This is a genomic window from Brevibacillus sp. JNUCC-41 (genome assembly GCF_014844095.1).
GTDB lineage: Bacteria > Bacillota > Bacilli > Bacillales > DSM-1321 > Peribacillus > Peribacillus aracenensis.
In genome coordinates this window covers 4,850,426-4,877,073 of the sequence record NZ_CP062163.1, presented here as the reverse complement: position 1 = coordinate 4,877,073, position 26,648 = coordinate 4,850,426, and the positions used below count along the sequence as shown (strand labels likewise).

General features: G+C 38.8%; 21 protein-coding genes and 2 pseudogenes. 15 read left to right on the top strand and 8 right to left on the bottom strand.

Annotated features, from left to right (window positions below; translation table 11 throughout):
• The first annotated feature begins 80 nt into the window (after window positions 1-80).
• Entirely contained in the window at window positions 81-1,352 is a 1,272-nt protein-coding gene (locus JNUCC41_RS23540) for a dicarboxylate/amino acid:cation symporter (RefSeq protein ID WP_192205101.1), read from the top strand.
• Between the two features lie 479 nt (window positions 1,353-1,831).
• Window positions 1,832-2,302 (top strand): annotated as a pseudogene (locus JNUCC41_RS23535) (IS66 family transposase); the annotation flags it as partial.
• Window positions 2,303-2,823: 521 nt separating this feature from the next.
• Here the strand turns inward: JNUCC41_RS23535 and JNUCC41_RS27190 are convergent.
• Window positions 2,824-4,212, bottom strand: a complete 1,389-nt coding sequence (locus JNUCC41_RS27190; protein WP_192205100.1) for a M28 family peptidase — start codon at window positions 4,210-4,212, stop codon at window positions 2,824-2,826.
• Between the two features lie 696 nt (window positions 4,213-4,908).
• Here JNUCC41_RS27190 and JNUCC41_RS23525 point away from each other — a divergent pair.
• The 4 genes and pseudogenes from JNUCC41_RS23525 to JNUCC41_RS23510 form a co-directional block, all read left to right on the top strand.
• The gene (locus JNUCC41_RS23525; RefSeq protein ID WP_076369858.1) at window positions 4,909-5,091 is read left to right on the top strand and encodes a YolD-like family protein; all 183 of its coding nucleotides are present in this window, start codon (window positions 4,909-4,911) and stop codon (window positions 5,089-5,091) included.
• A gap of 444 nt (window positions 5,092-5,535) precedes the next feature.
• Window positions 5,536-6,153, top strand: coding sequence for an NAD(P)H-binding protein (locus tag JNUCC41_RS23520; protein ID WP_192205099.1), 618 nt, complete (start codon window positions 5,536-5,538; stop codon window positions 6,151-6,153).
• A gap of 47 nt (window positions 6,154-6,200) precedes the next feature.
• Window positions 6,201-7,817, top strand: coding sequence for an FMN-binding glutamate synthase family protein (locus JNUCC41_RS23515; protein WP_192205098.1), 1,617 nt, complete (start codon window positions 6,201-6,203; stop codon window positions 7,815-7,817).
• Window positions 7,818-7,907: 90 nt separating this feature from the next.
• Window positions 7,908-8,238 (top strand): annotated as a pseudogene (locus JNUCC41_RS23510) (flotillin domain-containing protein); the annotation flags it as partial.
• 602 nt (window positions 8,239-8,840) lie between these two features.
• Here the strand turns inward: JNUCC41_RS23510 and JNUCC41_RS23505 are convergent.
• A complete protein-coding gene (locus tag JNUCC41_RS23505; RefSeq protein WP_192205097.1) occupies window positions 8,841-10,460 on the bottom strand; it encodes an ABC-F family ATP-binding cassette domain-containing protein in 1,620 nt (539 codons plus the stop codon).
• A gap of 343 nt (window positions 10,461-10,803) precedes the next feature.
• On the opposite strand from JNUCC41_RS23505, the gene JNUCC41_RS23500 reads away from it, so the two are divergent.
• The gene (locus JNUCC41_RS23500; RefSeq protein ID WP_192205096.1) at window positions 10,804-11,205 is read left to right on the top strand and encodes an RDD family protein; all 402 of its coding nucleotides are present in this window, start codon (window positions 10,804-10,806) and stop codon (window positions 11,203-11,205) included.
• A 396-nt stretch (window positions 11,206-11,601) separates the two neighbouring features.
• Here JNUCC41_RS23500 and JNUCC41_RS23495 read toward each other — a convergent pair whose 3' ends face one another.
• Window positions 11,602-11,841, bottom strand: a complete 240-nt coding sequence (locus tag JNUCC41_RS23495) for a hypothetical protein (RefSeq protein ID WP_192205095.1) — start codon at window positions 11,839-11,841, stop codon at window positions 11,602-11,604.
• Window positions 11,842-12,909: 1,068 nt separating this feature from the next.
• Here JNUCC41_RS23495 and JNUCC41_RS23485 point away from each other — a divergent pair.
• A complete protein-coding gene (locus JNUCC41_RS23485; protein ID WP_428833999.1) occupies window positions 12,910-15,159 on the top strand; it encodes a HelD family protein in 2,250 nt (749 codons plus the stop codon).
• Between the two features lie 38 nt (window positions 15,160-15,197).
• Here JNUCC41_RS23485 and JNUCC41_RS23480 read toward each other — a convergent pair whose 3' ends face one another.
• A complete protein-coding gene (locus tag JNUCC41_RS23480) occupies window positions 15,198-15,719 on the bottom strand; it encodes a GNAT family N-acetyltransferase (protein WP_192205093.1) in 522 nt (173 codons plus the stop codon).
• Window positions 15,720-15,860: 141 nt separating this feature from the next.
• Between JNUCC41_RS23480 and JNUCC41_RS23475 the strand changes: the two genes are divergently transcribed.
• Window positions 15,861-16,052, top strand: coding sequence for a hypothetical protein (locus tag JNUCC41_RS23475; protein WP_098369411.1), 192 nt, complete (start codon window positions 15,861-15,863; stop codon window positions 16,050-16,052).
• A 77-nt stretch (window positions 16,053-16,129) separates the two neighbouring features.
• Window positions 16,130-16,543 (top strand): hypothetical protein, encoded by a 414-nt coding sequence (locus tag JNUCC41_RS23470; protein ID WP_192205092.1) that lies wholly within the window; start codon window positions 16,130-16,132, stop codon window positions 16,541-16,543.
• 369 nt (window positions 16,544-16,912) lie between these two features.
• Here the strand turns inward: JNUCC41_RS23470 and JNUCC41_RS23465 are convergent, their stop codons facing one another.
• The gene (locus JNUCC41_RS23465) at window positions 16,913-18,103 is read right to left on the bottom strand and encodes an alanyl-tRNA editing protein (RefSeq protein ID WP_192205091.1); all 1,191 of its coding nucleotides are present in this window, start codon (window positions 18,101-18,103) and stop codon (window positions 16,913-16,915) included.
• A gap of 313 nt (window positions 18,104-18,416) precedes the next feature.
• Here JNUCC41_RS23465 and JNUCC41_RS23460 point away from each other — a divergent pair, with 313 nt between their 5' ends.
• The 4 genes from JNUCC41_RS23460 to JNUCC41_RS23445 all read left to right on the top strand — a co-directional run bounded on the left by JNUCC41_RS23460 (window position 18,417) and on the right by JNUCC41_RS23445 (window position 24,400).
• On the top strand, window positions 18,417-20,039 hold the full coding sequence (locus JNUCC41_RS23460; protein WP_192205090.1) for a diguanylate cyclase: 1,623 nt from the start codon (window positions 18,417-18,419) through the stop codon (window positions 20,037-20,039).
• A gap of 117 nt (window positions 20,040-20,156) precedes the next feature.
• Window positions 20,157-20,540 (top strand): response regulator transcription factor, encoded by a 384-nt coding sequence (locus JNUCC41_RS23455; protein ID WP_192205089.1) that lies wholly within the window; start codon window positions 20,157-20,159, stop codon window positions 20,538-20,540.
• 28 nt (window positions 20,541-20,568) lie between these two features.
• A complete protein-coding gene (locus JNUCC41_RS23450; protein ID WP_192205088.1) occupies window positions 20,569-23,406 on the top strand; it encodes an ATP-binding protein in 2,838 nt (945 codons plus the stop codon).
• A 121-nt stretch (window positions 23,407-23,527) separates the two neighbouring features.
• Complete coding sequence (locus JNUCC41_RS23445; protein ID WP_192205087.1) at window positions 23,528-24,400, top strand: CvfB family protein; 873 nt, start codon at window positions 23,528-23,530, stop codon at window positions 24,398-24,400.
• Between the two features lie 45 nt (window positions 24,401-24,445).
• On the opposite strand, the gene JNUCC41_RS23440 is transcribed toward JNUCC41_RS23445, so the two are convergent.
• From JNUCC41_RS23440 to JNUCC41_RS23430, 3 genes are read right to left on the bottom strand one after another with little or no spacing between them, the layout of a single operon-like run.
• A complete protein-coding gene (locus JNUCC41_RS23440) occupies window positions 24,446-25,015 on the bottom strand; it encodes a manganese catalase family protein (RefSeq protein WP_192205086.1) in 570 nt (189 codons plus the stop codon).
• A 13-nt stretch (window positions 25,016-25,028) separates the two neighbouring features.
• Window positions 25,029-25,295 (bottom strand): spore coat protein CotJB, encoded by a 267-nt coding sequence (locus JNUCC41_RS23435; RefSeq protein WP_192205085.1) that lies wholly within the window; start codon window positions 25,293-25,295, stop codon window positions 25,029-25,031.
• Window positions 25,296-25,529, bottom strand: a complete 234-nt coding sequence (locus JNUCC41_RS23430; RefSeq protein WP_048679115.1) for a spore coat associated protein CotJA — start codon at window positions 25,527-25,529, stop codon at window positions 25,296-25,298.
• A gap of 257 nt (window positions 25,530-25,786) precedes the next feature.
• Here JNUCC41_RS23430 and JNUCC41_RS23425 point away from each other — a divergent pair, with 257 nt between their 5' ends.
• Window positions 25,787-26,638 (top strand): LysM peptidoglycan-binding domain-containing protein, encoded by an 852-nt coding sequence (locus JNUCC41_RS23425; RefSeq protein WP_192205084.1) that lies wholly within the window; start codon window positions 25,787-25,789, stop codon window positions 26,636-26,638.
• Window positions 26,639-26,648 lie beyond the last annotated feature (10 nt).

Here is a 26,648-nt window from a genome sequence, read left to right as displayed (position 1 = left end):
TTCAGTCTTAATGTATAATTTCCCCAAAAACGGCTGGACCTCATAGGTATCTAATATTAAAACTATTAAGGAGGTAAGTTATGAATAAAAAAGGTTTAATATGGCAAATTGTCGCAGGTATGGTGTTGGGGCTTTTATTGGGATTTTTGTCTAAGCAATATGGTCAAGCCGTAAAGCCTCTTGGTGAGATTTTTATTAACATGATTAAAATTGTTATTATCCCTCTTGTATTTTCAGTTATTGTTTCAAGTATTGCCGGCATGGGGAACTTGAAACGGATGGGCAAAATAGGATTCAAAACAATCATTTATTTTGAGATTTTAACGACGATAGCCCTAGTTGTAGGATTAGTTGCCACTAATTTGGCTCAACCTGGTGTAGGTATCGATAGTAGCCAATTGGAAAAGGCCGATATTCAGCAATATACGCAAACAGCAGAAGACACCAAACCTATTGACGTTTTAATCGGTATTTTTTCACCTAATCTTTTTAAATCATTAGCAGAAGGAAAAATACTTCCTGTTATATTCTTTGCTGTGATGTTCGGTATCGCGCTGGCTTCCACAGGAGACAAAGGAAAAATTGTGCTGCAATTTTTCCAAGGGGTTTCGGAAACGATGTTTAATTTCGTCCACCTTGTAATGAAATTTGCTCCGTTCGGTGTTTTTGCCATAATGGCTAATACCGTTGCAACCTTTGGATTTAAATCTCTCATTCCGTTGGGCAAATTACTAATCGTTAACCACATTACGATTATAGTATTTATTGTAATTATATTTGGTTCCCTCGCATGGTTTTTAAAAGTAAATTTGTGGACACTGATTCGCAACCTAAAAGAGGAATTAATTATTGGTTACGTTACTGACAGTACGGAAACTGTAATGCCGCAGCTTATGGATAAAATGAATCGATTTGGATGTGATCGCTCTGTAGTATCTTTTGTCATTCCTACTGGATACACATTTAATTTAGACGGTTCAGCTTTGTATCAGGCAATGGTTGTTCCGTTTATCGCACAGTTATATGGTATTGATTTAACACTTATGGAGCAGTTTACGATACTTCTAGTATTGATGCTAACATCAAAGGGGATTGCAGCTGTACCTGGGGCATCATTTGCTGTTTTATCCGCAACGCTTGTCGCTGTTGGATTGCCGGTCGAAGGTCTAGCTCTGGTTCTTGCAGTCGATAGGCTTATGGATATGGCACGCGGAATCGTCAATATTATTGGGAATGCATTAGCAACTATCGCCATATCCAAATGGGAAGGATGTTTTGATCATAGAAAAGCCGTATTGTTCAAAAATTTTCCGGTCATAGTTGAAAAAGGAACTGGAACTTCAGTTGATTAAAAAGAAACATACTCATTAACCTGTTGAAGAATTGACACAGAAGGTTGCATAGAAAAAGTTGTTTAAAAAATGAAAAAGACAAAAGGGTCTAACCATAAAGGGGTTAGATCTTTTTTTGTATGCGTTTGCATGGAGAGGAAGAGTGCTAGGGGGATGATGAATAGATAGAAAAATAGAACGGACAGTCATTTTATTTATCATCGTCCGTTTGATTTGAAGGAGTTGTGGCTGCTTCTTTTTATAGATTTGGTGTCAGTCTTACTGTTGGAACAGAGAGGGAGATTCAGAAATACCCTTCTCCAACGTCACCGAAAGCAGATCCAGGGGTTACAACCATCTCCAGCAGGATAGCATTCCTGTAGTTCGTTATTTTTCAGCTTTGAAAAAAATAGGACTCCTCAGTAAGATATGAGTAAGACACCACTTTAACTTAAACCCTAAGGAGGAACCTTAATATGAAGTTACATTTCGACCCTACAGAACGGCATGACCAGCGACTGGAAAAAAGCAGGCCCATTCTGGACCTTTTTCCAGCATGGCTTTATGAACAAAAAGATTTCGTTCTACCAAAAAGTGCGCTAGGATTAGCTATCACTTATTGTTTGAATCAATGGAAGCATCTTGAAGCTTTTTTATTGGACGGGTATTTAGAAATCGACAACAACAGAAGTGAACGTGCCATTAAGCTAAGCCGTTTGTGATTGGGAGAAAAAATTGGATGTTTTCTTATATTACACTGCGAGGTGCTAGAGGGAGTGCCATCATGTATATTGTGGTTGTAACGGCAAAAGAGAAGGATTTGAGTCCCTATCATTATCTTCGCTATTTGTTTGAGATGCTGATAAATATGGATCTAACGAATAAAATAAAATAGATAAGTCTTGCCGTGGTCATCTAGTTTATCCTCGGCATGCAGAGTACCGATAAAATGTGAAGCAAACAAAACATAGTCCCGAAATACACCACCCATGTAGTATTTCGGGACTACTTGTTCACTTTCTTATGGGGTCAGCTGTTGGACAGCTGATTAATGTTATGTTTGTATTTCTCATTTTTATCTTTAGTTCATTCACAGTTAGAACATGGCTATATTACTTGCGACTTAGAAAGCGTTATGAATTTAGTTTGTAACATAAAATTTCCAAAAAACAGCTCATCCTTTAATGTTTGAGCTGTTTTTGGATTTCTATCTATTGATTGTTGAAATTATTTCTGTGAAGTAGTATTGGAGAGGTACTCTGATAATATTGAGTATTTACAGTGGGAATGGTATTGGAGTTGGATAAGCATGTATGTTTTATTACATATTTCATATAGGATTTTCACTAGACTTAGAGCTTAGAAATAGTGAAAAAATTAAGCACGAGGCGCTGGCCGATAAAAAGAAGAGAGCATCTGTAAACTACACAGGTGCCCTCCTGATTTTCTCCAAGATCCATTATTAATCTCGTAATTCTGTACAATGAAGTATTTAATCTACCGGACGATCATCAAAATCATAGTCTACCGTGCCAGGAGCTACACGTGCATTTGTTAATGCCGGAGTTTCCGGACGGGCAATTTGATACACACTGGCACCGACAATTTCAGCTGCTTGCTGCAATTTTTCTTTCGATATCTTATCCAGTGTATCTGTAGGCTGGTGATACCAAGGCTCTACAGGGGAATGGATAAACAAGGCGGATGGAATGCCAAGCTCATGGAATGGTTGGTGGTCACTCCTGCCCAGCTGTCCATAAGGAATCGCAACATCCATCGTTCTGGCCCCTGCTGAGGAACCCAGGTCCGTCACAAGGTTTTTCATTCCATCAATGGTATACATAATCAAACCACCTGCAGGATTATCCTCGCCAGCATCACGTCCGCCTATCATATCCATTTGGAAGTGAGCCACCATGCGGTCTACATCCTCTTTGGGAAGGGAATCTGCATAGAAGGATGATCCAACTAGCCCTCTTTCCTCAGATCCGAACGTGAGGAAGCGAACTTCAGTGTCAATTGGCGTTTTGGCCAGGATCCTTGCCAGTTCCAGCACAGCTGATACACCCGAAGCATCATCGTTTGCACCAGGGCCGCCCGGGACAGAATCATGGTGGGCTCCAACAGTCACGATTTGACCATTATCCTTATTGGCTTTTGGTTTTAGGGAAGCGATGACATTGTAGGATGTCTTTTCGATCCTTTCAGCTTTTCCCACTTCCAGAGTGGACGTGATTTGTTTAGTTTTAAGCTGTTCGACCAACTCTAATCCTTGGGCTTGGGTAATGGCTACAGCAGGTATATTTTGCCCCGCTGATACTTGTCCGAAATTATTTCCTGATGGTGAGTTGTTGTACATTAAAACGCCAACCGCTCCTTTATTTAGGACATTCTGAACCTTTTCAACAAAGGTAATGTCTCCACGTTCAACTAGTGCAATTTTCCCAGATACATTTTCTCCAACTTCCTCTGGCTTTGCTTTTCCAACATTAACAAGTTCGGCCGTTACCTTTCCGCTGATACTGCCGCTAAGGGCACGCGGTGTTCCTCCTATATCACTGTCACCAATTTTCACTTTTACATTTTGCACCGTATCATAGATGGGAAAAGGCTGAATCTTTGTTTCAAAGCCAAGACTCTTAAACTGACTTTCTATGTATTTGACTGCACGGAGCTCCCCTTCTGTACCAGCAGCCCTCGGTTGCTCTGATAGATAGGCAATCGTATTATACATATTGTCCGCACTAATTTTTTTGATAACTTTGTTATCAAAAGCTGTGTCAGACTGGGCATTTGTTGCCCCGTTTATTTGTGCAAATACTGTACCAGTTGATAGAACCATACTCGCAGCTAATAGTGCTGTTAGTGATTTTTTATACATATAGTCCCTCCTTATTCATAATATTCCTAATTATGCATTTAATTGAATAGTTTGTAAATGAGTCGTTAGTCTTTAAATTCCATCTATCAATCGGTGTCTGACACCCGCTCTCCCTTAAGATTATGCCGCAAAGAAAAAGCGATCCTTCTTAATGAAGAATCGCATCATGTATTGAAGCCGTCAATATATAGTATTGTAAAAAAATATCAAACATTCAAATCTATCAACCTCATTTTAATCTAACTTTTGAAAAGGAATATGATTCCGAAGTGAAGAAAAAGGCGGATGCCGACCGTTATGCAGTAGAGCAGGCGGCAGGCAAGGGGAGATTTGAATGAAAATATAGAGCTGATGAGCTTTACCTAATATGGTTTTCACAAGTGGACACTTACCAAGAACTTCTAACTAAATATATCCACCTATACAAAAATTGAAATTTTATCCAAATTAGACGAAAATTTAATGCAGATTCACCTGATATTCATTTTTTTATCATGGATTTTACCATTTCCTAGCCTATTCTAATTTTCCCAAAATACGCTAATGTTCAAAGTTTCACAAATTGTTCACAACAATAATGAAAACGCTTACGATTTTCAGTATATAATATAAGTATCTTAACTGATTTCATAGTATTGCACCAATTATCATACAAATATTAATAAATAATTGAAAAGACAGAAAGGAGATAATCAGATGATCTTGAAATCGTTGAAAAAAAAGGGCATAACGACCATCATTTATTATAAAGAAGGAGTATTAAAAACATGTAAGGGTCAATTGCATAAACTCAACCTTCATGAACAAACCCTTTCCTTAAAGGATGAAAATCAAAAGATTTTCTCTATTCGTTTATCTCGAATTATGGAAATATATTAACTTAATTAATTAAAGTTACAATATATTTATTAATCCTGAATCTCTAGTATTTTACTAGAGGTTCTTTTTTCATATATGGAAAGCTAAAGGGTCATTTAGCATTCCTGTATTTGGTAATTTTTCAGTTTTGAAAAAATAGGGCTCCTCATTTTTGAATTGATAAATTTAGTTTTATTCTTTGTAGATGGCAGTATCCTTACTTGAAAAGACAGTCTCTTTTATTTTTCCATGCTTCTTCTATGGTTTACGAAATAAAATCTTGAGTACATACGTTCAATATAAGTAAAAAAAGTATAATTGCTTCCACTGATGAAACGGGAATTTCCCTAATAATTAACTTTCAAAGTATCGTTAAAATAAACGATACGGCAGAAGAAGCTTAAGTGTTTTATTAAACTTTAAAGTGGTAAATAGATAGTATGAAGCTAGCAGGGAGGTATTAAAATGAGAGTACTTGTAATAGGAACAGAGGATATGACGGGAGAGCACGTTGTAAAACAGCTGGCAGACAGGCACCATAACCCGGTAGCACTAGTGGGTGCTGAAAATAAAGTTGAAGAAATGGTTAAACTTGGAGCATCAGCAGTGGTCTCTTTGGAGAGAAGGAAATTTTCGAGTGCTTTTTCGGACTGTGAAGCAGTAATCTACTTGAGTAGCGCCAGCCCTCGGACTGGGGAGGGCAAACCAATACTGGTTGACCATCAGTCAGTAATAGACTCAGTTGAGGCTGCCAAGAAACATGGGGTGAAGCGCTTTGTTCTCATGAGCGCCATGCGAGCAAATGAAATGGGAGATGCTAGTGCAATCCGTTTCAACTCAGAGGAGCTATTAAGACAGGAAAATTTTACATATACGGTTATACGGACAAGCATGCCTGTGGACAAGCCAGGAATAGGTAAGGTAGAAGCTGGACTATCAATTGAGCATGACAAAGACGAGATCCCAAAAGAGGATATTGCTTCCGTATTGGTCGAAGCGCTGGATACTAAAGAAGTATTTAATAAAACGATCAATGTAACTTCTGGAGAAATTCTGATTCATGAAGCACTCCAAAGATTATAGACAGCTCGAATAACTTGCACAAAAAATAAGAAACAAAGGGTGATAAAATGTCCAAGTTGAAAAAATACCTTCCTACAGTTTTAAAAGGATCTGCCGTTTTAGGGACAGCTGTGGCCGCAGCGTACTTTTACCGTAAGGATGATACACAAAAACAACACTCAATCCTGAGGAATTTCCCCCTAATCGGTAGAATTAGATACATGACAGAGCAAATAGGACCTGAACTTAGGCAGTATTTATTTGAAAATAATAATGAAGGCACCCCTTTCTCAAGAAAGGAATTCGAGGATGTTGTAAAAGCAGGTAAATATAAGGAGCGTCTAATCGGATTTGGATCGGAACGTGACTTCAATGAAGCTGGATACTATATTCGTAATAGCATGTTTCCCAAACTCCGGGAAGAATTGAGAATAGATAATAGCCAAAAAATCAATACAAAGGTATATGAAGTAGTTGATGAAGGACTATTGACCCGAAAGGAGAAGCGGGAAGATAGACAAATAGAACCGTACTATTTACGAGACGAGGATGCTGTCATAATCGGAGGGGATACATGCCAGAATCCATTTAAATTAAAGGGGCTCATAGGACAGTCTGCAATGAGCTACGGTGCACTCGGAGAGAATGCCATCACTGCACTGTCGGGAGGATTAGGCCTTGCAGGAGGAACATGGATGAATACCGGTGAAGGCGGTCTTTCCAAATACCATCTCTCCGGAAATCCCGACATCATCATGCAGATCGGCCCGGGACTGTTTGGAGTAAGGACACCAGGTGGGGAGTTCTCCTGGGAAGAATTCAAGAAGAAAAGTGAAATCGAGCAAGTAAAGGCATTTGAAATTAAGCTGGCACAAGGTGCCAAAATCAGAGGTGGGCATATTGAAGGACAAAAAGTGACTGAAGAAATTGCCCAAATCCGCCTGGTAGAGCCTGGCCGAACGATCAACAGCCCTAACCGGTTCTATGAATTCAAGAATTTTAATGAATTGTTCGAATTTGTGGAAAGAATGAGGGATATAGGCGGAAAGCCAATCGGTATCAAAATTGTTGTGGGGGATCTTGATGCACTTGAGGAAATGACGAAAACCATGAGAGATACAAGTAAAGGGCCGGATTTTATCACCGTGGATGGTGGAGAAGGTGGAACTGGGGCAACCTATCAGGAGCTTGCTGATGCAGTCGGACTTCCAATTATGTCAGCTTTGCCACTTGTAGACGAGATGTTAAAAAAATATGATGTACGTAACAGGGTCAAGCTGATTGCATCCGGCAAGCTGACTTCTCCAGATAAAGTGGCAGTCGCTTTAGCGATGGGGGCAGATTTGGTCAATATTGCCCGTGGTTTTATGATAAGCGTTGGCTGTATCATGGCTGAAATCTGTCATACAAACCACTGCCCCGCCGGCGTAGCCACGACTGATTCAAAGTTGCAGGAAGGGCTGGTTATTGAGGAAAAACAATACCGGGTCGCCAATTACGTGATTTCACTCCGCGAGGGGCTGTTTAACCTTGCAGCTGCCGCAGGTATAGATACTCCGACCAAATTTGAACGAAAACACATCGTTCACAAGGATGAATGGGGAAGAGTTTCACCTGTCCGGGACATCACCCTCACTCCCGAAAAAGTGGAGAAGTTAAGAAATAAGGAAAAAGTGGAGAAATAAAGGGTTGGGTTTAATGGATACTCCATATTCCATATATAAGTTCTTTAACCCTGTTACAAAGAGGGACATCTTCGTTCCATTCTTGGGTCGATGACAGGGGAGGCAGATGTCGAAGTCAAGCAGAAGATTGCCGAATCATTTGAACAGTTCGGTTAGGCAGCCGTCATGGATATGATCTTGAAAATGCTTCCGGAAGATGCAAAACAAGCGGCAAGCCCGCTTAGTAATATCGACAAAATCACTGTAGTGGATACAGCTGGAAGCGGTGCGAATGGCGGGGCCTGGGTATGCAACGGATTCAATGGCCACATTGCAGGAGCCATTAAAGGCATCTTCGGGCATTGATGTCAAAGACTTTCTTTCAGAATTTCTCAGGGAAACGCAATATACCATTACCAGCCATAAAACAAGAAAATGCTGAGGAAAACATGAATAGGGCAGCAGGCAAGGAAGAGTAACGGAGAAGAATAAAATGAAGAAAGGTAAGAGCACTTATATGCTCTTACCTTTTTTGAATAGTCCTCGTTTAAAGAAGGCAGGATCAGTTTATCTGGCCTTTTATACTTAACATATATGTTCGTCATACTCGGTTTTCAAGTAATTTATCATCTTTTGTTTTTGGTGGGAATAATGAAAGCAATTAAAATGAAAGGAAAAGTCGTCAAAAAAAAGAGGATTTTTATCATCGAATCCATAGGAATTTAAAAAATCCGAGATCGTTTTTTCTTGATCCACTAAGTCGAACAATCCGGATACATAAAAATGATAACTGAATTTATCATATAAAAAAAGGTATCCTGTATCATCAAAAATATTTTTCACTGTATGAGCATCCAATTCTAACTCACTCCTTCCTTATCAATATACCTTTTTATCAATGAAATTATTCAGTGCCCATCTTTCGGGAAATATTATTATATTTAATGCAGCGTGTTTTTTATACCTTCAATACATTAATAAATGGAGCAGAAGAATCGGGAACGAAAAAAGCACATCCAACTAAGGATGTGCTTTCATAAAGCATTATTTGTACATTTCAGCTACTTGCTTTTGCAATTCGCTATTTTCAAGGTATTCATCATAACTCATTTGCTTATCGACTGTACCTTTTGGTGTAAGTTCAATGATCCGGTTCGCTATAGTTTGGATGAACTGATGGTCATGAGAAGAGAAGATCATAGATCCTTTAAAGCTGATTAAACCGTTGTTCAATGCCGTAATCGACTCTAAGTCCAGATGGTTGGTAGGTTCATCAAGCATTAGGACGTTCGATCCGCTTAACATCATTTTGGAAAGCATACAGCGGACTTTTTCGCCCCCTGAAAGTACGCTTGCCTTTTTCGTTACTTCATCGCCAGAAAATAGCATTCTGCCTAAGAAACCGCGCAGGAAGCTTTCGCTCTGGTCATTAGGAGAATACTGACGGAGCCAATCGACAAGATTTAAATCGACACCTTCAAAGAATTCAGCATTATCCTTAGGGAAGTATGCCTGGGATGTCGTAACGCCCCATTTGAATGAGCCGCTATCCGGTTCAATTTCACCTGCCAAGATTTTGAACATTGTTGTTTTAGCAATCTCATCTTTACCGACAAATGCAATCTTGTCGCCTTTATTCATCGTGAAGCTGACGTTATCCAATATTTTTACACCATCGATCGTTTTCGAGAGTCCGTCTACACGAAGCAGGTCGTTCCCGATTTCACGATCAGGTGTAAAGCCGACATATGGATAGCGGCGCGAAGAAGGCTCGATGTCATCCAAGCTGATTTTATCCAATAATTTCTTACGGGATGTCGCCTGGCTCGATTTCGATGCATTGGCACTGAAGCGCGCGATGAAATTTTGTAGCTCTTTGATTTTTTCTTCCTTTTTCTTATTGGCATCTTGAGTCAATTTAAGGGCAAGCTGGCTTGATTCATACCAGAAGTCATAGTTCCCGATATAAATTTTGATTTTACCGAAATCAAGATCCGCGATATGTGTACAAACTTTATTAAGGAAGTAACGGTCATGGGAAACTACGATAACAGTGTTTTCAAAGTTGATCAAGAACTCTTCCAGCCATTTGATCGCTTTTAAGTCCAAGTGGTTGGTAGGCTCATCCAGTAATAAAACATCCGGTTTACCGAATAGTGCCTGGGCAAGCAATACTTTAACTTTGTCGCCACCAGTCAACTCAGCCATTTTCTTTGTATGCAGGTCTTCTGCAATGCCAAGGCCTTTTAAGAGGATTGAAGCTTCAGGTTCGGCTTCCCATCCGTTTAATTCGGCAAATTCACCTTCAAGTTCGGCCGCTTTCATTCCGTCTTCATCCGTGAAGTTTTCCTTCATATAGATGGCATCTTTTTCTTGCATGACTTCATATAATCTTTCATGTCCCATAATGACAACTTTAAGGACTTCTTCCTCTTCATAAGCGAAGTGATCTTGTTTTAGAACGGCAAGGCGTTCGCCAGGGCCCATATGGACATCGCCGGATTGCGCTTCAATTTCACCTGAAAGGATTTTTAAGAAAGTGGATTTACCCGCACCATTCGCCCCAATCAGGCCATAGCAGTTACCAGGCGTGAACTTTATGTTAACATCTTCAAACAGTTTACGATCGCCATAGCGTAAACCAACATTATTTACTGTAATCATTTATTTACATTCCTCCAAAATACTTTTGTTTCAACGTGTCCAACACTTTGTTTCATTAGTTATACGCTGATTCACACAAACAGCAGTTTACGGTCTTGTATGTTTTAAACTGTGCATCATTTAAATTGTATCTTATTTCTTATGAAAATTAAAGGCAGATTAGCAAAAACAAACGTTTATAGGCAAAAATTACACAAGGATTAAATTTTATTTTAAAATTGTAGCGTATAAAGTATGTTTTATTTTTTAAACAAAAATGATTATAGGTATAAAGACTCGTTACGCATCACCCTTTTAATTGGTAATATAGGTAACTGTAACTAACACGACAGGAGGATCATAAATGAGTGATTCAGTAGGTTTTTGGAAACGTTTTTTAGCAGGATTATTGGATGGCATAATAGTATCTTTACCATTAGCGATAATTTTCGGGTTGATTACTGGAGATTGGGAAAATGAAAACTATTCAACGCTCTTCGACTTTCTTTACATGCTGCTTGTCCCGATATTATGGTATGGCTATACAGTAGGTAAACGGATTATGGGAATACGCATAGTAAGGATGGACGGCAAAAAATTAGGAATCGGCACAATGCTATTGAGGTATTTAGTTGCTGCTTTGGTTTATGCCATTACATTGGGGATAGGGTTTATTGTTAGTGCATTCATGGTCGGCCTAAGGAAAGACCATAGAGCGATACATGATTTCATAGCTGGTACATACGTGACATCAAATAGACCATGATTCAATGATAAGAGTTTAATAGCTGTTTCAGACTGTAGGCAAACTTGGAGGATCAAGTTTGTCTATAGTTTTTTGAGGGTTTTTAAAAATTCAAACGTTGATTGGAACGGAGGGCACTCGCTTGTTCGAACTTTTCTATGCGGGAGTCACTTTGTTTAACATTTAGATAGCCATCCTTTTGAAAAGCAGCTAATAGCTGCTTTTTTTTATGCGTAATTATCAAACCGATATGATTTTTTCAGGAACCCTACATGGTATCTTAATCAAATATGAAGGGGATTTTGCTGAATATTTTATAGGGCTATTTTTAATAAATATTATATTGGAAACCACGATAGAATATTTATCCATTAAAACAGTGGCAGTTAGGAAGCAAAAAGCACTTCACCTATATGGTCAAGTGCTTTGGTTATTCAAAACCTCTTTATTTTGATTGATGATGATTTTATTTCTTAAGATCATTTCCTTATTATTAAGTCCAACATTCAGTTCTTTAGTATTATTCACCTTTTCCAGCAGTGACACTACAGATATTTCCAATATTTCGGAGATAGGCATATTTGTTTTGGTTGATAAAATTTCAAGTTCATGGATTAATTTAGGGGATAGCATTGGTTGTCTTTCATTCATTTCCATGACAGTACCCACTTTCTTAAAAAAATTATTTAATTGTAATGTAAGTATATAATGGGAGTTTCCAATAAAAATATTAAATTAGCGTTATTTATGTTAAGAGATGATGACAATTGTAGAAGAAAGTATAATCGAGCACTTTATCCTAATGGAAGTGCTGGGTCATTCCAGAGAATCATGAGGACCATACATTATTGAAGCCAGAGACTTGATTAGTTATAGCCGTAGGAGAAACATTATAATATTTTTAGTCAGACCCTATCTGAAAAAAATGTATCTTGAAGTAAATTCCTTGCCGAATAAAGGTATGTCACCCCCCGCCAGTCCATTGGGATATCCCAATCCAACATACCCATGATGATGCCTAATGCACGGTCGCAGTTATACCCGCACAAATTGTAGCTTTCTATGATGTCCGCCCCTTTTACCTCGGCCAACTTTATTTGATTGAATTCCTTTTCAGGGGACGGCTTTCATGGATAAGAAAAAGTCATTAAAGCGTGCATCACATACATAACTACACTAATGATCAATCCAATGCTGCCAAAGTGCCTGAATTAAGCCTTTCCTAATATATGAATAATAAAATAACAAGTAAAACTGTGGTATGGTTGCCCCCTAATACATGCAATAACTGTTGTGCAATCTTATAGCAGTTTTGATAGGGGAGGGGGGCAGTTGTTTTTTTGATATACATGAATTCATTGCATATCATTATGTATAAAGAGGATAGTATAATTGTCATTGCATCGGATCATGTGATATCCAACTGATGAAATGGAAATAAACTTCCCATTCCCAGAATGGTAAAAAAAGCATTAAATGATTTTCCTACTGGAAGTTTGAATGTTCCTTCATAAGTCAACATATTATAGCAAAATCCAATCTGGAATTATTAGCGCATTCTACAAATTATATGAAGTATCAGGGAAGGTAAAATTTCAACTATATCATTCTATGTCTCCAGATTTGTCAACCATTGGCTTTTCTGATAGTATAAATGTCCATTTCGTCTTAGCATCGGCATTTTAATGAGTGTGATAACTAAATAAGGAAGGGGAGGTGGTTTCATTGGGTAATCACCCTGATTTTGAACAGGAACGGCAGCGGCTGGATTTTACGAAACGTTATATCGATGTAGTCATCAAAACATCAGAAACAAGCAAAGATCAGTTTCAGCGGAATATGCAAGAAGCTTTTGGCGATGCCGATTGGTCTGAATCGGGCTTATATTCACAGTTACTGACGACGGCCAACTTTTTTGAGATGTCCAAAACCGAACTTGAAAGTTTACGCAAAGCAAGTAAAAAGCCTTATTTTGCAAGAGTGGATTTCGAAAGGAATGACAGTGATATAGGCGAAGTCCTTTATTTCGGAAAAACATCGCTTTATCAGAGGGAAAGCCAGGAACAGATCATCGTCGATTGGCGATCGCCGATTGCAAACCTCTATTATGAGGGACGGATTGGTGAAATAGAATATGAAGCCGAAGGAGAGACATTCAGCGGGAATATCACTTTAAAAAGACAGCTAATGATCGAAGAAGGTGTCTTGGAGGAGATAAGGGACATTGATTTGACAACGACGGATGAATTATTGCAAGAATCCCTTTCCAAAAGTTCCAGCAATCGACTGACAGATATCATTACCACGATCCAGGAAGAACAAAATAAAATCATTCGTGCAGATTTGAATAAACCTATCATTGTCCAAGGCGCAGCGGGCAGTGGTAAAACTACAATTGCTTTACATAGGATCTCTTATTTCATTTATCACTATAAAGACCTGTTCGATCCGCGCCAATTAATGATTCTTGCTCCGAGCCGGGTTTTCATTGATTACATATCTGAAGCTTTACCTGAATTGGGTGTGGAAAAGGTAAAACAATTCACATTTTCCGAATATGTTCAGGCAGCGATAGGAAAGCAGGTGAAGCTTGTAGCGGATGATAAATTAACTCGATTGCTGGAAAAGGATGATCAAGAAATTAATTCAGCGGTCTGGATATCAGGTCTGAAGGGCTCCCCTGTCTTTAAATATATATTGGACGAATATGTAAAGGATATTTTCAAGGGTTTCCATCCTAATGCTGATTTTTATTGTGATAAATATCGCCTCTATTCCGCTAAGAAGTTCATTAGATTATTGGAAGAGGATTATTGGTATTTACCATTATACAGCAGGCTGGACAAACTGAAGGCCATTTTACAAAATGAAGTGAAATTGAAAAAGAAAATAATGCTTGAACGTGTTGTTGATCTTTATGATGCCAAAATTGAGAAAGCTCTCTATAGAAATATTGATCCAGTCATTCGTAAGGATTTTGTTACAAAATGCCTCGATAAAAAGGAGGAAAGGATTGGTCAGATCCAAAAGGCGATCCGTACTTCCGTAAAAGGGTATTTTAAGCAATTCAAAAGTAAAGATCTCTTGGATTACTATAAGGAGTTATACGAAGATCCGGAGCGTCTTGCCTCTTACAGCAACGGTAAACTTACTGTTGAAGATGCCAGTGTATTATGTGAGTATAATCATAAATTATTTTCTGTTAAAAGTTATGAGCTGGAGGACTTAGGAGCATTGTTATATCTTCAGGAGCGGCTTTTTGGTGTCGATAAAGAAAACAAAGCAAAAAATGTCGTCATTGATGAGGCACAGGATTACAGCTTCATGCAGTTACAGGCACTAAAGACGGCAGTGGAAACCGATATGTTCACTCTTGTAGGCGATCTTGCACAAGGCATCCATTCATACCGCGGACTTCAAACATGGGAAGAGGTTCACAGTCGTATTTTCCCTCGGGCAACGTATACTGAATTACAAAAAAGCTACAGAACTACTGTTGAAATAATGAAACAAGCTAATGAAATACTTCAGTTGTTAACATATGATTTCCCGGAAGTTGAACCTGTAGTCCGTCATGGTAAAGATCCAGAATTCGTTTCCATTGAAAAGGAAGGTTGGGAAGAAGAACTTATCGAACTTATTGCAAGCCTTAAAGAAGAAGGATTTAAAACGTTTGCCGTTATTGCTAAAACGATGAAAGATTGCAAACTGGCAAACGAGAAACTAAAGGGATTCCATCAAGGCTTTCATTTAATTGATGAAGCTGGAAACATCCCTAAGGATAAAACGTTGATTGTTCCTTCCTATCAAGCCAAAGGTCTCGAATTCGATGTCGTTTTTGCAATATCCCTGGAAGAAGCGTATTGCCATGGAAATGAACTTGATATCAAATTGCTGTACGTAACAATGACAAGGCCATTGCACAGGCTTTATTTTTTAGGTAATGAGAAAAATGCTTTCCTTATCGAGACATGAAAGAGAGGGTGGGGTGTAACACCCTCTTTGAGATACGCTTACAAATGCAAAAGGATATCCTGAATATCTTCCCACCCGAAACCGACTTCGATGAGCTCGATGCCTGCCATTTTAACGGTTTTTTCAGCTATCACTTGACCGCCAAGGGCTTTGTAAAAACCGCATGAAGGATTATCCTTTAGTGCCCAGATTATTAAATTCTTATGTCCCATTTCAATAAGCTCATGTATGACCGCTTTTATCATTTTTCGGCCGAGTCCCTGCCGTTGATATTCTTTTAAAAAATAAATCGCATATACTTCACCTTGAATATGCGGATCCTTCGTTTGTTCAGGCCCGCCGGCAGCGAAACCGATAATTTTCCCATTGGCGTTTTCCGCTACAAAGGTGGCATTATGCAGCATCTTTAAATTTCTTAGCCAGTTTTTCTTTTTGGCTTCCAGATTCATGGAGGACAAATATTGGTCCGGGAGGATTCCTTTATAAGTCGTTTTCCAGCTGTTAATATGAACATTTGCTATTCCAATTACATCTTTTTCTTTGGCTTTCCTTATCTTCATGAAAACACCTTCTGATTTTCGTATTTTTCCCTAGAATATCATGGAAAAAGTGAATTGGCATTTTATTTATGTTTAAAACTGCATGAGAAAGGATAAGAAATAAAAGAGTGATTCAACCAGATGAGGGGAAGGATGAGAAAGATGAAATTGAAAGTTAGTTTTTATTTTCCGGGTGGCAAAGAACTAGAGCATGAGGTTGAAGGCGATGACTCAACTCAAATGATTTCAAATATTCAAAAGCACCGCTATTATAATTTAGTTAAAGGCGATTGCCATTATGTCGTAGATACGGAAAAAGCAGCTTATTTTTCAGTAACGGAAATATTGGATTGAGAATAAACCGCATTGGACTTTTGTTCCATTGCGGTTTATTCTTTTTGTTGTAAGGAAACCGGAAAAGGAGTATCGACATGAAAATCAATTTTACCAAGAAACAGTATGAGACATTATTCAAAATGGTTCAGTACGGATATTGGGTTGCTTCCGATACTGAAAATAATAAAGAGTTCAGTGAAGTGGAACAGTATCTCAATTCCTTTGCCAAAGATTTCGGCATGGAAGGTGTCCAGTTTGTGAAGGAACATGAAATTTATGATATAAGCAGGGAATTGGAGGAGCAACTTCATGAAGTCATAAATGAGTATGAAGAAGGAGTGTTCAGGGATAAGCTTGCTTACCATTTAGCTAGAAAAGAGTTTGCCGAGGAGTCGGAAAAACATGAATACAATCAGGAGGAAGCGTTTAAACGTATCATGGAGCTTGAAGAAAAATATCATCTTCATATTGAAGAACACGGATTAGTGAAATTGAAAATTGAAGAATAAAAAGAGAGGGGACATAATTTGTCCTCTCTTCAGACTGTAAACAAACTCGATGTAAAATCAAGTTTGTCTAGTTTTTATGTGGGTTTATTTATAAAATCCTGAACGTCGATTTCCACTCCAGGTACTCGCTTTCCGCGGGCGGTCCGGGAGCCTCCTCGGCGCCTTGCGCCTGCGGGGTCTCCCCTCGACGCGCTTTTCCCGCAGGAGTCTCGCACCTTCCGTTCCAACCAACTTTGTTTTGAAATTTTAGGTAAAGCCCTTTTTGTCTACAAACTCGAGAGAGGACTTAATTTGTCCTCTTTCTTATCGTTCTTGGAAGTCATGATTTCCTTGTTCATCACGAATGTCTTCAACCACTACGCAAAGGTTTTATACACCAAGATTATGGCCTAATTTTTCAACTGTGTATTGGTAAAATTCAATTAAGTCATTTTGTGACGCAAAACCTGCTTGTGCAGTCTGTTCGTTCCCTCCGCCTTTCCCGTTATAAGAACCGAGTTCGGCCCTGAAATATTGTCCGCAGTGTAAGGGCATGGCCCCACTGTGCGTAAGGATGACCTTTTGCTCCTTACGTGATGCTAATAATACGGTAACCTTTTCCTTTTTTACAATCGTACCTGCAAGGTAAAGAAGTTCCTTCATTGATCTATCTTCGAAAATATGAGAGATGAATCCCCCTGCATTTTCTGCAAGCAGAGAGTCAGCAAGAAAATTTGCATTTTCAAGTTTTAAGTTTTCATTTGCCGATAGTAACTGCTTATAGTCATTCTCCAGTTTCTCCACCCTATTCAGAATCTCTGTACGTCCGGTATTGAACTTATTCGATAGTGCTGAAAGAATGCCTAGACTTTCGGAATAATCGTTCAATGCCCTGAAGCCGCACTTAAAATAGAGACGGGTATGCTCTTTCTGCTTTTCCGTTTTGAAAATTTTTATTAAGCCAATCTCACCTGTACGCTCTACATGGGTTCCACCGCAAGGGTTATATTCAATCCCTTCAATCTCGACAATACGGATATTCTCTGAAACTTTAGGCATTTTGACGACAGGAAGTGTCTGTAATTGCTCGTTTGTCACGTAATAGATAAGTATTTCGCGATTCTCGATGATATATTGATTAACTAGCTTTTCAGCAGCAGCCGTATGTTCTTCAGTCCATTGAACTCCTGACATTATATCGATCGTTAAATATTCGTTTCCAAGGTGAAAGCTGACCGTATTAGAGTCGAACAGTTCCCTGCAGACAGCAGAGAGTAAATGCTGACCGCTATGCTGTTGCATATGATCGAAGCGACGGGACCAATCAAGTTCACAGTGTACGATTTCTGAATCTGGCCTTTTCTCCGTCTTATGCAGAATCGTTCCATCATTGCCTTTTTTAACGTCAAGAACGGTGATTCCTTCTATTAAACCAGTATCTGCAGGCTGACCGCCCCCTTCGGGATAAAAAGCGGTTTCTTCAAGAGTGATGTAATAAAAGCCATCTTCTTCAAAGCTCTCCTGAATTTTGGTAGCCCATTGGGAAGTCTTTGTGGATGTGTAATACAATTTTTTTGTCATGAATGATTTCTTTTTCCTTTCTGTTGATCATTAAATTATATCATCGAAATACCTGAGTATGAAATTGCGGATTTAGAAGAAAAAGCCAGGTAAATAAGTAAACTTTATGACAAATTTTAAATAAATTGTGCAAGATGGCAATATTCTATTTATCAGACTAACCCTTATGATGTAAAATATTCCTGAAAGCATATACTTTAGACCTAATTAAAGTGAATTAAACAGATTTTAGTAGTCAAAAAGTCATTGTTGAAATTGTTGGGAGTAGGATGACCGTAGGGTCGTTTAGGTGGAAAGGGTTAAGTGATAAGAAGTGAATCTTGTAAATATGGAAAAATACAAAAATAGCTTATTTGGAAATATAAAAAACAAACTATCTGATTGGTTAGAGCTGGATGCAGAGGAGACCATTCCTGCCCAAGAGATATTCCGTTTTCTGCATTCAATCAAAGGAACGGCTGGTACCCTGCAATTGTGTGGACTTATGGCCATCACCGAACAGCTATTGGAAGGGATGGATGAAGATAGTGAGCAGGTCTGGAATCGGACGGAACTTAGGAATTTCCTTTTTGAGCTCATTGAACATACATATGAATATGAGCATTTTGATGAAGTTGAAATAAAAGCAAAACCTGTCCGCGATTCACAAGCCCCGCTCATCCAGATCATTGATGATGATATTTCCATGTTGATTTTATTGAAAGATCTATTGGAGGATAAGGGATGGATGGTCATAACGAACGCCGACCCTGTCAAAGCGACAAATCAATACTTTGAAATGCAGCCGGATTGCCTAATTCTTGATATTCAGTTACCTGCAAAGGACGGTTTTCAAATCCTTCAAGAGATTCATCTACATAACGAGAAATATTTCATACCGAAGATCATGATCAGCATACAGAACGATAAAGATTCCCGGATAAAAGCATTCAAGATGGGTGCGGATGATTTTATTGGTAAGCCGATTGATATCGATGAGTTTATCGTAAAGATGGAAAGGCATATACAGCGGAAGAAAATCTTTGATCAATCGGTGCTTATTGATGAGTTGACACAGGTATATAATAGAAGATTCCTAGAAGATACACTGCCACGCTATTTTAATGATTATAAGCGGTCAGGGCGTCATTTTTCGATAAGCATCATTGATCTAGATCACTTTAAAAGGGTGAATGATCAATATGGACATTCGGTGGGCGACTTTGTACTGGCTGAGTTTGCCCGATTCATGAAAAGCAATATAAGGAATTCGGACTTGATTTGCCGGTATGGAGGGGAGGAATTCATCATTATTTTCCCCGATACATCGAATGATGAAGCTAAACACAAGTTAACAAAGTTAATCAAGGACTTTTCTGCAAAGAAATTCAACCAGAATGGTCACACATTTTCGGTTACATTTTCTGCGGGTGTTTTTACGGTTGATAATGAAGATGTTACGCCCAAGAAGGCATTGGAGGAAGCCGACACATCTTTATATGAAGCGAAACGCTCAGGTCGCGGAAGAGTTGGAAGCATGCAAATAGCGGGAAATAACAAGAAATCCCTCAATGTGTCCGTTATCGATGATGATTTCATTATCCGGACCATCTTAACTAAAGCCTTGCATTCGCTACAAATTCCGCATTTTGATTTGAATATCGCTGTATATGAAGATGGTCCATCATTTTTGAAATCCAATCGAGCAAAAGAAGATGTAGGGCATTTTTTAATCCTGGATGGAGTGATGCCCATCATGGATGGAATTGAAGTGCTGCAAAATGTGAAACAAAGCAGTAATGCTGAGTTTTTCACCGTTTTAATGCTAACTGGAAGGAAAAGTACAAATGCTATTGCAAATGCTTTGAAACTTGGTGCGGATGATTATGTAACGAAACCATTTAGCATTAGGGAACTTCAGGCTAGGATAGAACGTCTATTGACGAAGTTAATTTAACTGGGCAAGGGGATTTTACGGTCACATATTGCGATGGAATACCATCTGCAAAATGGAGCATGAACACTTCAGGAGTCAAGTCACCAATCGCATGAAGGTTAATTAGGAGGATGAATGATGAAGCGTATTTTATTAGCGGAAGATGAGGAAGTGTTACGTATGCTAGTAGTTGACACTTTAGAAGATGAAGATTATGAGGTTGATAAAGCAGCGGATGGAATGGAGGCCATACAGCTTCTCGAAAGCAATACGTACGACCTTATAATTCTTGATTATATGATGCCCGGATATACCGGATTGGAAATCATTGAAAAAATCCAGTCGTCTGAAATTAAAAACCAAGGGAAAATCTTGATGTTATCTGCAAAAAGCCAACAATTTGAACAAGAAAGGATATTGGAAGCGGGTGCGGATTATTTCATGTCCAAACCATTTAGTCCGTTAAAATTAATAGAAAAAATCGAGGTCATTTTGCATGAAACTGAATCCTTACTTTACTAAGAGCCTTTCTAGGCAAGTAGTTTCTTTAATGACGGGTTGCATCATTTTATTTATTGTCGGAACAGGGGTTTTATTTTATTTTTTGCAGTCTTTGAATGCTGAATATATCCAACAGAGGCAAAGCATTGTGGATAAACAATTGCTGATGGATGAAATATTCGATCAATATAATACCGTCTTTTTAGATATTAAGGGATATATAGCTTTCAATAATGATGCATTAAAGGATAAAGCATTAAATGAGGAAACTTCAATCACGGAAAATATTGAAGCGTTTAAGGAGATTGCCAATACAAAAGAGGATAAGAATATCTCCAATGAGCTTGGGACTTTTACTGAATATTATTTTAGTGGGGTTCTTCCATCCTTATTTGATTCCGAAAAAAAAGGGGGGAAGTTAGAGGTTGAAAAAATGGATAGTACTGAAATTACGGCACAAATTACGAGTCTTCGCAGTACTATTAAATCATACTCGGGCACTTTAACGGAAAGGCTCGATAAAAATGTGAAGGATCTCACGAAAGAGCAGTCCTATATTCAAGGAGCCTTTGTCGGGTTCGTTCTTATTTTCTTATTCATCTTCTTATTCATCGTCAGATCGATCATCCGGAACATAGGAAGACCTCTTTCGGATTTTTCAATAGCGGCGAATGAAATTGCAGCCGGACGGGAGGCTGTTATTTCCGTCAAGGAGAACCGGAAGGATGAGCTAGGGGTATTGTCGATTGCATTCAAAAAAATGTTTACAAGCGTTCAGGAAAAAGAGCAGGAATTGATGGCGCATAATGAAGAACTGCTTGCACAGCAGGATGAACTTCAAGCCCAGCAAAATGAACTTCAAGTAACACTTGGAATCATCTCTGATAATGAGCAGAAGCTCACGAGGAGAAATGAACTGATCAATGGTATATCATCGACTTTAGATAAAAAGGAAGTGCTAAAAAGCATTGTCTTTAATATGAGCAGGTTAATTTCTGCTGATCGTGGGATGATTGCTTTAGTACATGAGGATGTCTCCTCATCATTCGGAATATCGGAAAATGGAATACGGCAATTCCGGAATAATATCCACAGCGGTTTGAATCATCGTCTCCTTGAAGAGAAGAAACCCTTCACTATAAAGAGAGAACAAGATGTGGCTGAGAAAGGGTATCACGAAAATAAGAATTACAGTTATGATTTATATCTTCCCGTTTTATCCACGTTTAAAGAAGTGGATGCAATCATGGTTTTCAGCAGGTACGGGACACCATTTACCGATCAGGAAGTGGAAGAATGCGAAACCTTGGCTAAGCAAATTTCAACGTCGCTTGACAAGATCAAGCTTTACGAACAGACAGAAGAGAATAGGAAGCTGAATCAGGATATCCTGAACACGATTCAGGAAGGCATCCAATTGATTGATCAGGAAAGAAAGATCATTCAGGTCAATCAGCCATTTTGCGATATTTTTAAAATAGGTTCTTTTCCTGAGCAAATAATTGACATGCCATGGGAAACGTGGAGTGCTGAAATGGCTGCTCAAATGGAGGGGGAGAGGTTTTTACATGCAATGGATGAAGCGATTAATAATCCGGAGGGAGTGAATTATGAAGAACGAAGTTTTACATTTAAAAAGGAAGAGACGAATCAGGTCATAAAGGTATATCTTGAAACACTGCATTATCGCGATGAAGGCTATGGCACAATTTTGGTTTATCGTGATATTACAAAAGAATATGAAGTGGATCAAATGAAGTCCGAATTTGTCAGTACAGTTAGTCATGAATTAAGGACACCGCTTGCAAGCGTCCTTGGTTTTACTGAATTGATGCTGAACAAACCATTGAAACCCGAAAGACAAACAAAATATTTACAGACAATTTACAATGAAGCAAAAAGGCTTACCGCACTTATCAATGATTTCCTGGATGTTCAAAAAATGGAGTCCGGTAAACAAATATATGAAAAAAAATATGTGGAAATCATTCCATTAATTCAAAAGGTAATTGAACATTTGGAAATAAATACAGCACAGCACGATATTCGGCTCAATATCGAAACCAAGGATTTAATGATCCTAGGGGATCGCTTAAAAATCGAACAAGCGTTTTCAAACCTTTTAAGCAATGCAATCAAATATTCTCCTGATGGGGGCGGGATCTCTGTCCGAGTATATAGCAGGAACCATATGCTTTTCATAGATATCCAGGATGAGGGTTTAGGCATCCCAAAAGAATCACTGCCGCATTTATTCCAGAAATTTTATAGGGTCGATAATTCAGATCGCAGGCGGATTGGAGGAACGGGCCTTGGATTAGCCATTGTTGATGAAATCATAAAGTCACACGGCGGAAATGTTTCGGTGGTTTCCAATTATGGACATGGAAGTACATTTACCATATCCTTACCTAGAGTAACTCTGAAAGAATTGGGGCAGAACCATGAAGGACAGCCAAGAAAACTTAACCATGAAATCATGGTCATTGAAGATGATATAAACTTAGCGGAACTGCTAAAATATGAATTGATGGACAGTGGCTTCCACGTTAGCTATTTCAACAGTGGTAGAAAGGCATTTCAAAAACTGAAAACCTCACCTCCGGATGCCATTGTACTGGATATCCTTCTTGAAGAGGGAGAGATGGACGGCTGGACGATCCTAAGGGAATTAAAAGGATCTGCTCACTTGAATGAGATTCCCGTTTTTGTATCGACTGCACTTGACGAAAGGGAGAAGGGAATTTCCTTGGGAGCGAAGGATTATTTAGTTAAACCTTATAAACCGAGCCAATTATCCAAAGTGATCATGCATACCTTGTTAAGTAACGGTAAACAAGGGCAGATTCTGATCCCGCAAGTATTCCATGAAGAAAAGAAGGGTTAAAAAATAAAAAACCGTAATAGGTATACAGAACACCAAAAAAATGATAAATTCAAATATGTTGGAAAAATAAATAATTGGGTACAATTGTAGGTAAAGGTAAGTTACAGGAGGATTTTTATTCATGCAAAAAATTCAGGCCGGTATGGCTGTAGAGTTAGAAGTGGAACGTAAGGCTGATTTTGGATGGTTTTTAACGGATGGTTCAGAAGATGTCTTACTTCATCATAATGAAATGAATGAAGGAACGGAACTTGAGATTGGCGATGAAGTAACTGTGTTCATCTACCATGACAAACAAGCAAGGCTAACAGCGACAATGAAGATACCCGAAATTCAGATTGATCGATATGGCTGGGCGGAAGTTGTCAATGTGAAAAGGAAACTGGGTGTTTTTGTGGACATCGGTCTTTCCAAAGATATTCTTGTATCCCTGGATGACCTTCCCAATATAGATCGCTTATGGCCCGAGGTTGGTGATCGTTTATTTGTATCCCTGAAGACAGATCGTCATGATCGCCTGTTTGGTAAACTTGCAACGGAAGATATAATTCAGGAGATTGCAGTGAAAGCTCCTTTAAAAGGAGTCCGTAATACCAGTATTAAGGGAAATGTCTATCGTTTGCTTATGGTTGGATCTTTCTTTATTTCACAAGAAGGGTACCGCTGTTTTATTCACGAGAGTGAACGCAAGGAAGAGCCCCGTCTTGGTGAATTAGTTGAAGGGCGCGTCATTGATAGTAAAGAAGATGGAACGCTTAACGTTTCATTAATCCCCTTTAAACAAGATTTAATGGGGGAAGATGCTGATGTCATCTTCACTTACTTAATGAATCGCGGCGGTGCAATGCCTTATGGTGACAAAACGCCACCTGATGATATTAAGTTTCACTTCGGTTTGAGCAAGGGAGCGTTCAAGCGTGCTCTCGGCAAACTGATGAAAGAAGAAAAGATTTACCAGGAAGATGGATGGACATATTCTTCAGACAGAAAATGAAAAAGCAGCGGATTTTCTCCGCTGCCTTTTTTTATGTGAATTTCATTAAAAGAACTTCTTTTTACCTTTTTCTTCTTTTAAAATCTCCACAGCTTCCCTGAACCTCATCGAATGGATAATTTCCCTTTCACGTAAAAACCTGAGTGAATCATTGATATCAGGATCATCCGAGATGTCAATCAACCACTGGTAGGTTGCTCTGGCCTTTTCTTCAGCGGCAATATCTTCATATAAATCAGCAATCGGATCGCCTTTAGCTTGAATATATGTGGCAGTCCACGGACTTCCTGCCGCGTTTTGATAAAAAAGAGCACTATCATGATTGACATAATGTTCACCTAGGCCGGCTGCTGCCATCTGCTGTGGTGTGGCATCTTTTGTAAGTTTATAAATCATTGTGGCAATCATTTCCAGATGAGCGAATTCTTCCGTTCCGATATCCGTCAGCAGGCCAATCACTTTATCCGGAATTGTATATCGTTGATTTAAGTATCGGAGTGCTGCAGCCAACTCACCATCAGCACCCCCGTATTGTTCTATTAAAAATTTAGCCAATCGAGGATTACAGTCCCTGACTTTAACTGGATATTGCAGCTTCTTTTCGTAAACCCACATAGCTCATCTCTCCTTATACCTGCCATGGCCAAGGGCCTTGGCCCCATTCCCATTTATTTTCACCGCCTGGACTGTTTCCAAATCCCAATAATGGACCATATTTAGGCTCAAAAACTGATTTCAACTGTTTGGAATATTCATGAAATTGATTAAATTGCTGTAAGGCCTGCTGGTCGTTAGGGTGTGTATCCAAATAAAGAGTCAACTCGACAAGTACGAAATCGGCAGCCTGTATTTGTTCAAGCAGCTGATAATATTCATCATCCAGGTTCTTATTCATTTACGTCTCCCTTTCCCGATATGGATTATCATAAAAATCATAAAAGAACTTCCAAAGTGTACCGTATTTCAAAGCTTCTTCCGGTGTGAACTGCTCCATATTAGGCGGTTGAAAATTAATATACAAATTAGGAGGTGTCCTGTAATACTTTCTCCCAATAGGCGGACAAGGATCGAATTTACTATGGAAAGGTTTATATGACTTAACTAATGTAAAAGTCTTTTCGCGAGTCAAAAAAATACCTCCTTTGTAAAGATATAGCTTTTAATTTTTATGCCTGGATAATGCATAATATGACTTCTCTGGCCTGGAAAGGAAATTATCTGGAAAATGATGTTTTTTCAGAATATTATAAAATCTTGTTATAGTCCCGTTATCTTGCTGTGATGTTTGTCATCTATTCTTTATCTGTTTGTTCTTTGTATAGAAGAATACTATGTTAAGATTTAACTCATAGCTTATAAAGCAGCTCACAAGGAGGTAACAAACATATGAAAAAATCAATCTTATCGTTAGCGGCAGCGGCTGCAATATCCGGTGCATTTACAATTCCGGTACAAGCAGAAGATGTCAAAGTGAAAGATGGAGACACATTATGGGGGATATCTCAAACATATAAAGTATCAATAGAAGATGTTAAGTCTTGGAACAATTTGTCTTCAGACGTGATTTATGCCGGAGAAACCATACATATTTCTCAAGAGGAGCATTATAAAGTAAAGTCAGGGGACACATTATCGGAAATTGCAGACAAATATGATGTAGCGGTAAATGATATTAAATCTTGGAACGGTTTAAATTCAGATACAATCCATCCTGGCCAGAAACTGGTCATTAAACCTGCAGCTAATAAAGTAGAAGCTGCGAGTGTAGGGCCAGCGCAGGAATCAAAGCAAGCTGCACCAGCAGAACAATCAAAGCCAGCAGAACAATCAAAGCCAGTGGAACAATCGAAACCAGCAGAACAAACAAAGCCGGTTGAACAATCGGAACCAGCAGAATCATCTGAAAAAGCAGACACAAACAATGAATCCAACGATCAAGCAGGAATCAAAAAGGAAATCACTGTTAGGGCAACTGCCTATACGGCTGATTGTCAAGGCTGCAGCGGTACTACAGCCACAGGAGTTAACCTGAAAGCTAATCCTGATGCAAAGGTAATATCAGTGGACCCATCAGTCATTCCGCTTGGATCTAAAGTTTATGTAGAGGGTTATGGCTACGCGACCGCAGCTGATACAGGCAGTGCCATAAAAGGGAATAGAGTGGACATTTTTGTACCTAACGAAAAAGATGCCGTGAATTGGGGCGTTAAAAACGTCAAAGTTCAAATCCTGAATTAATTAAACCATA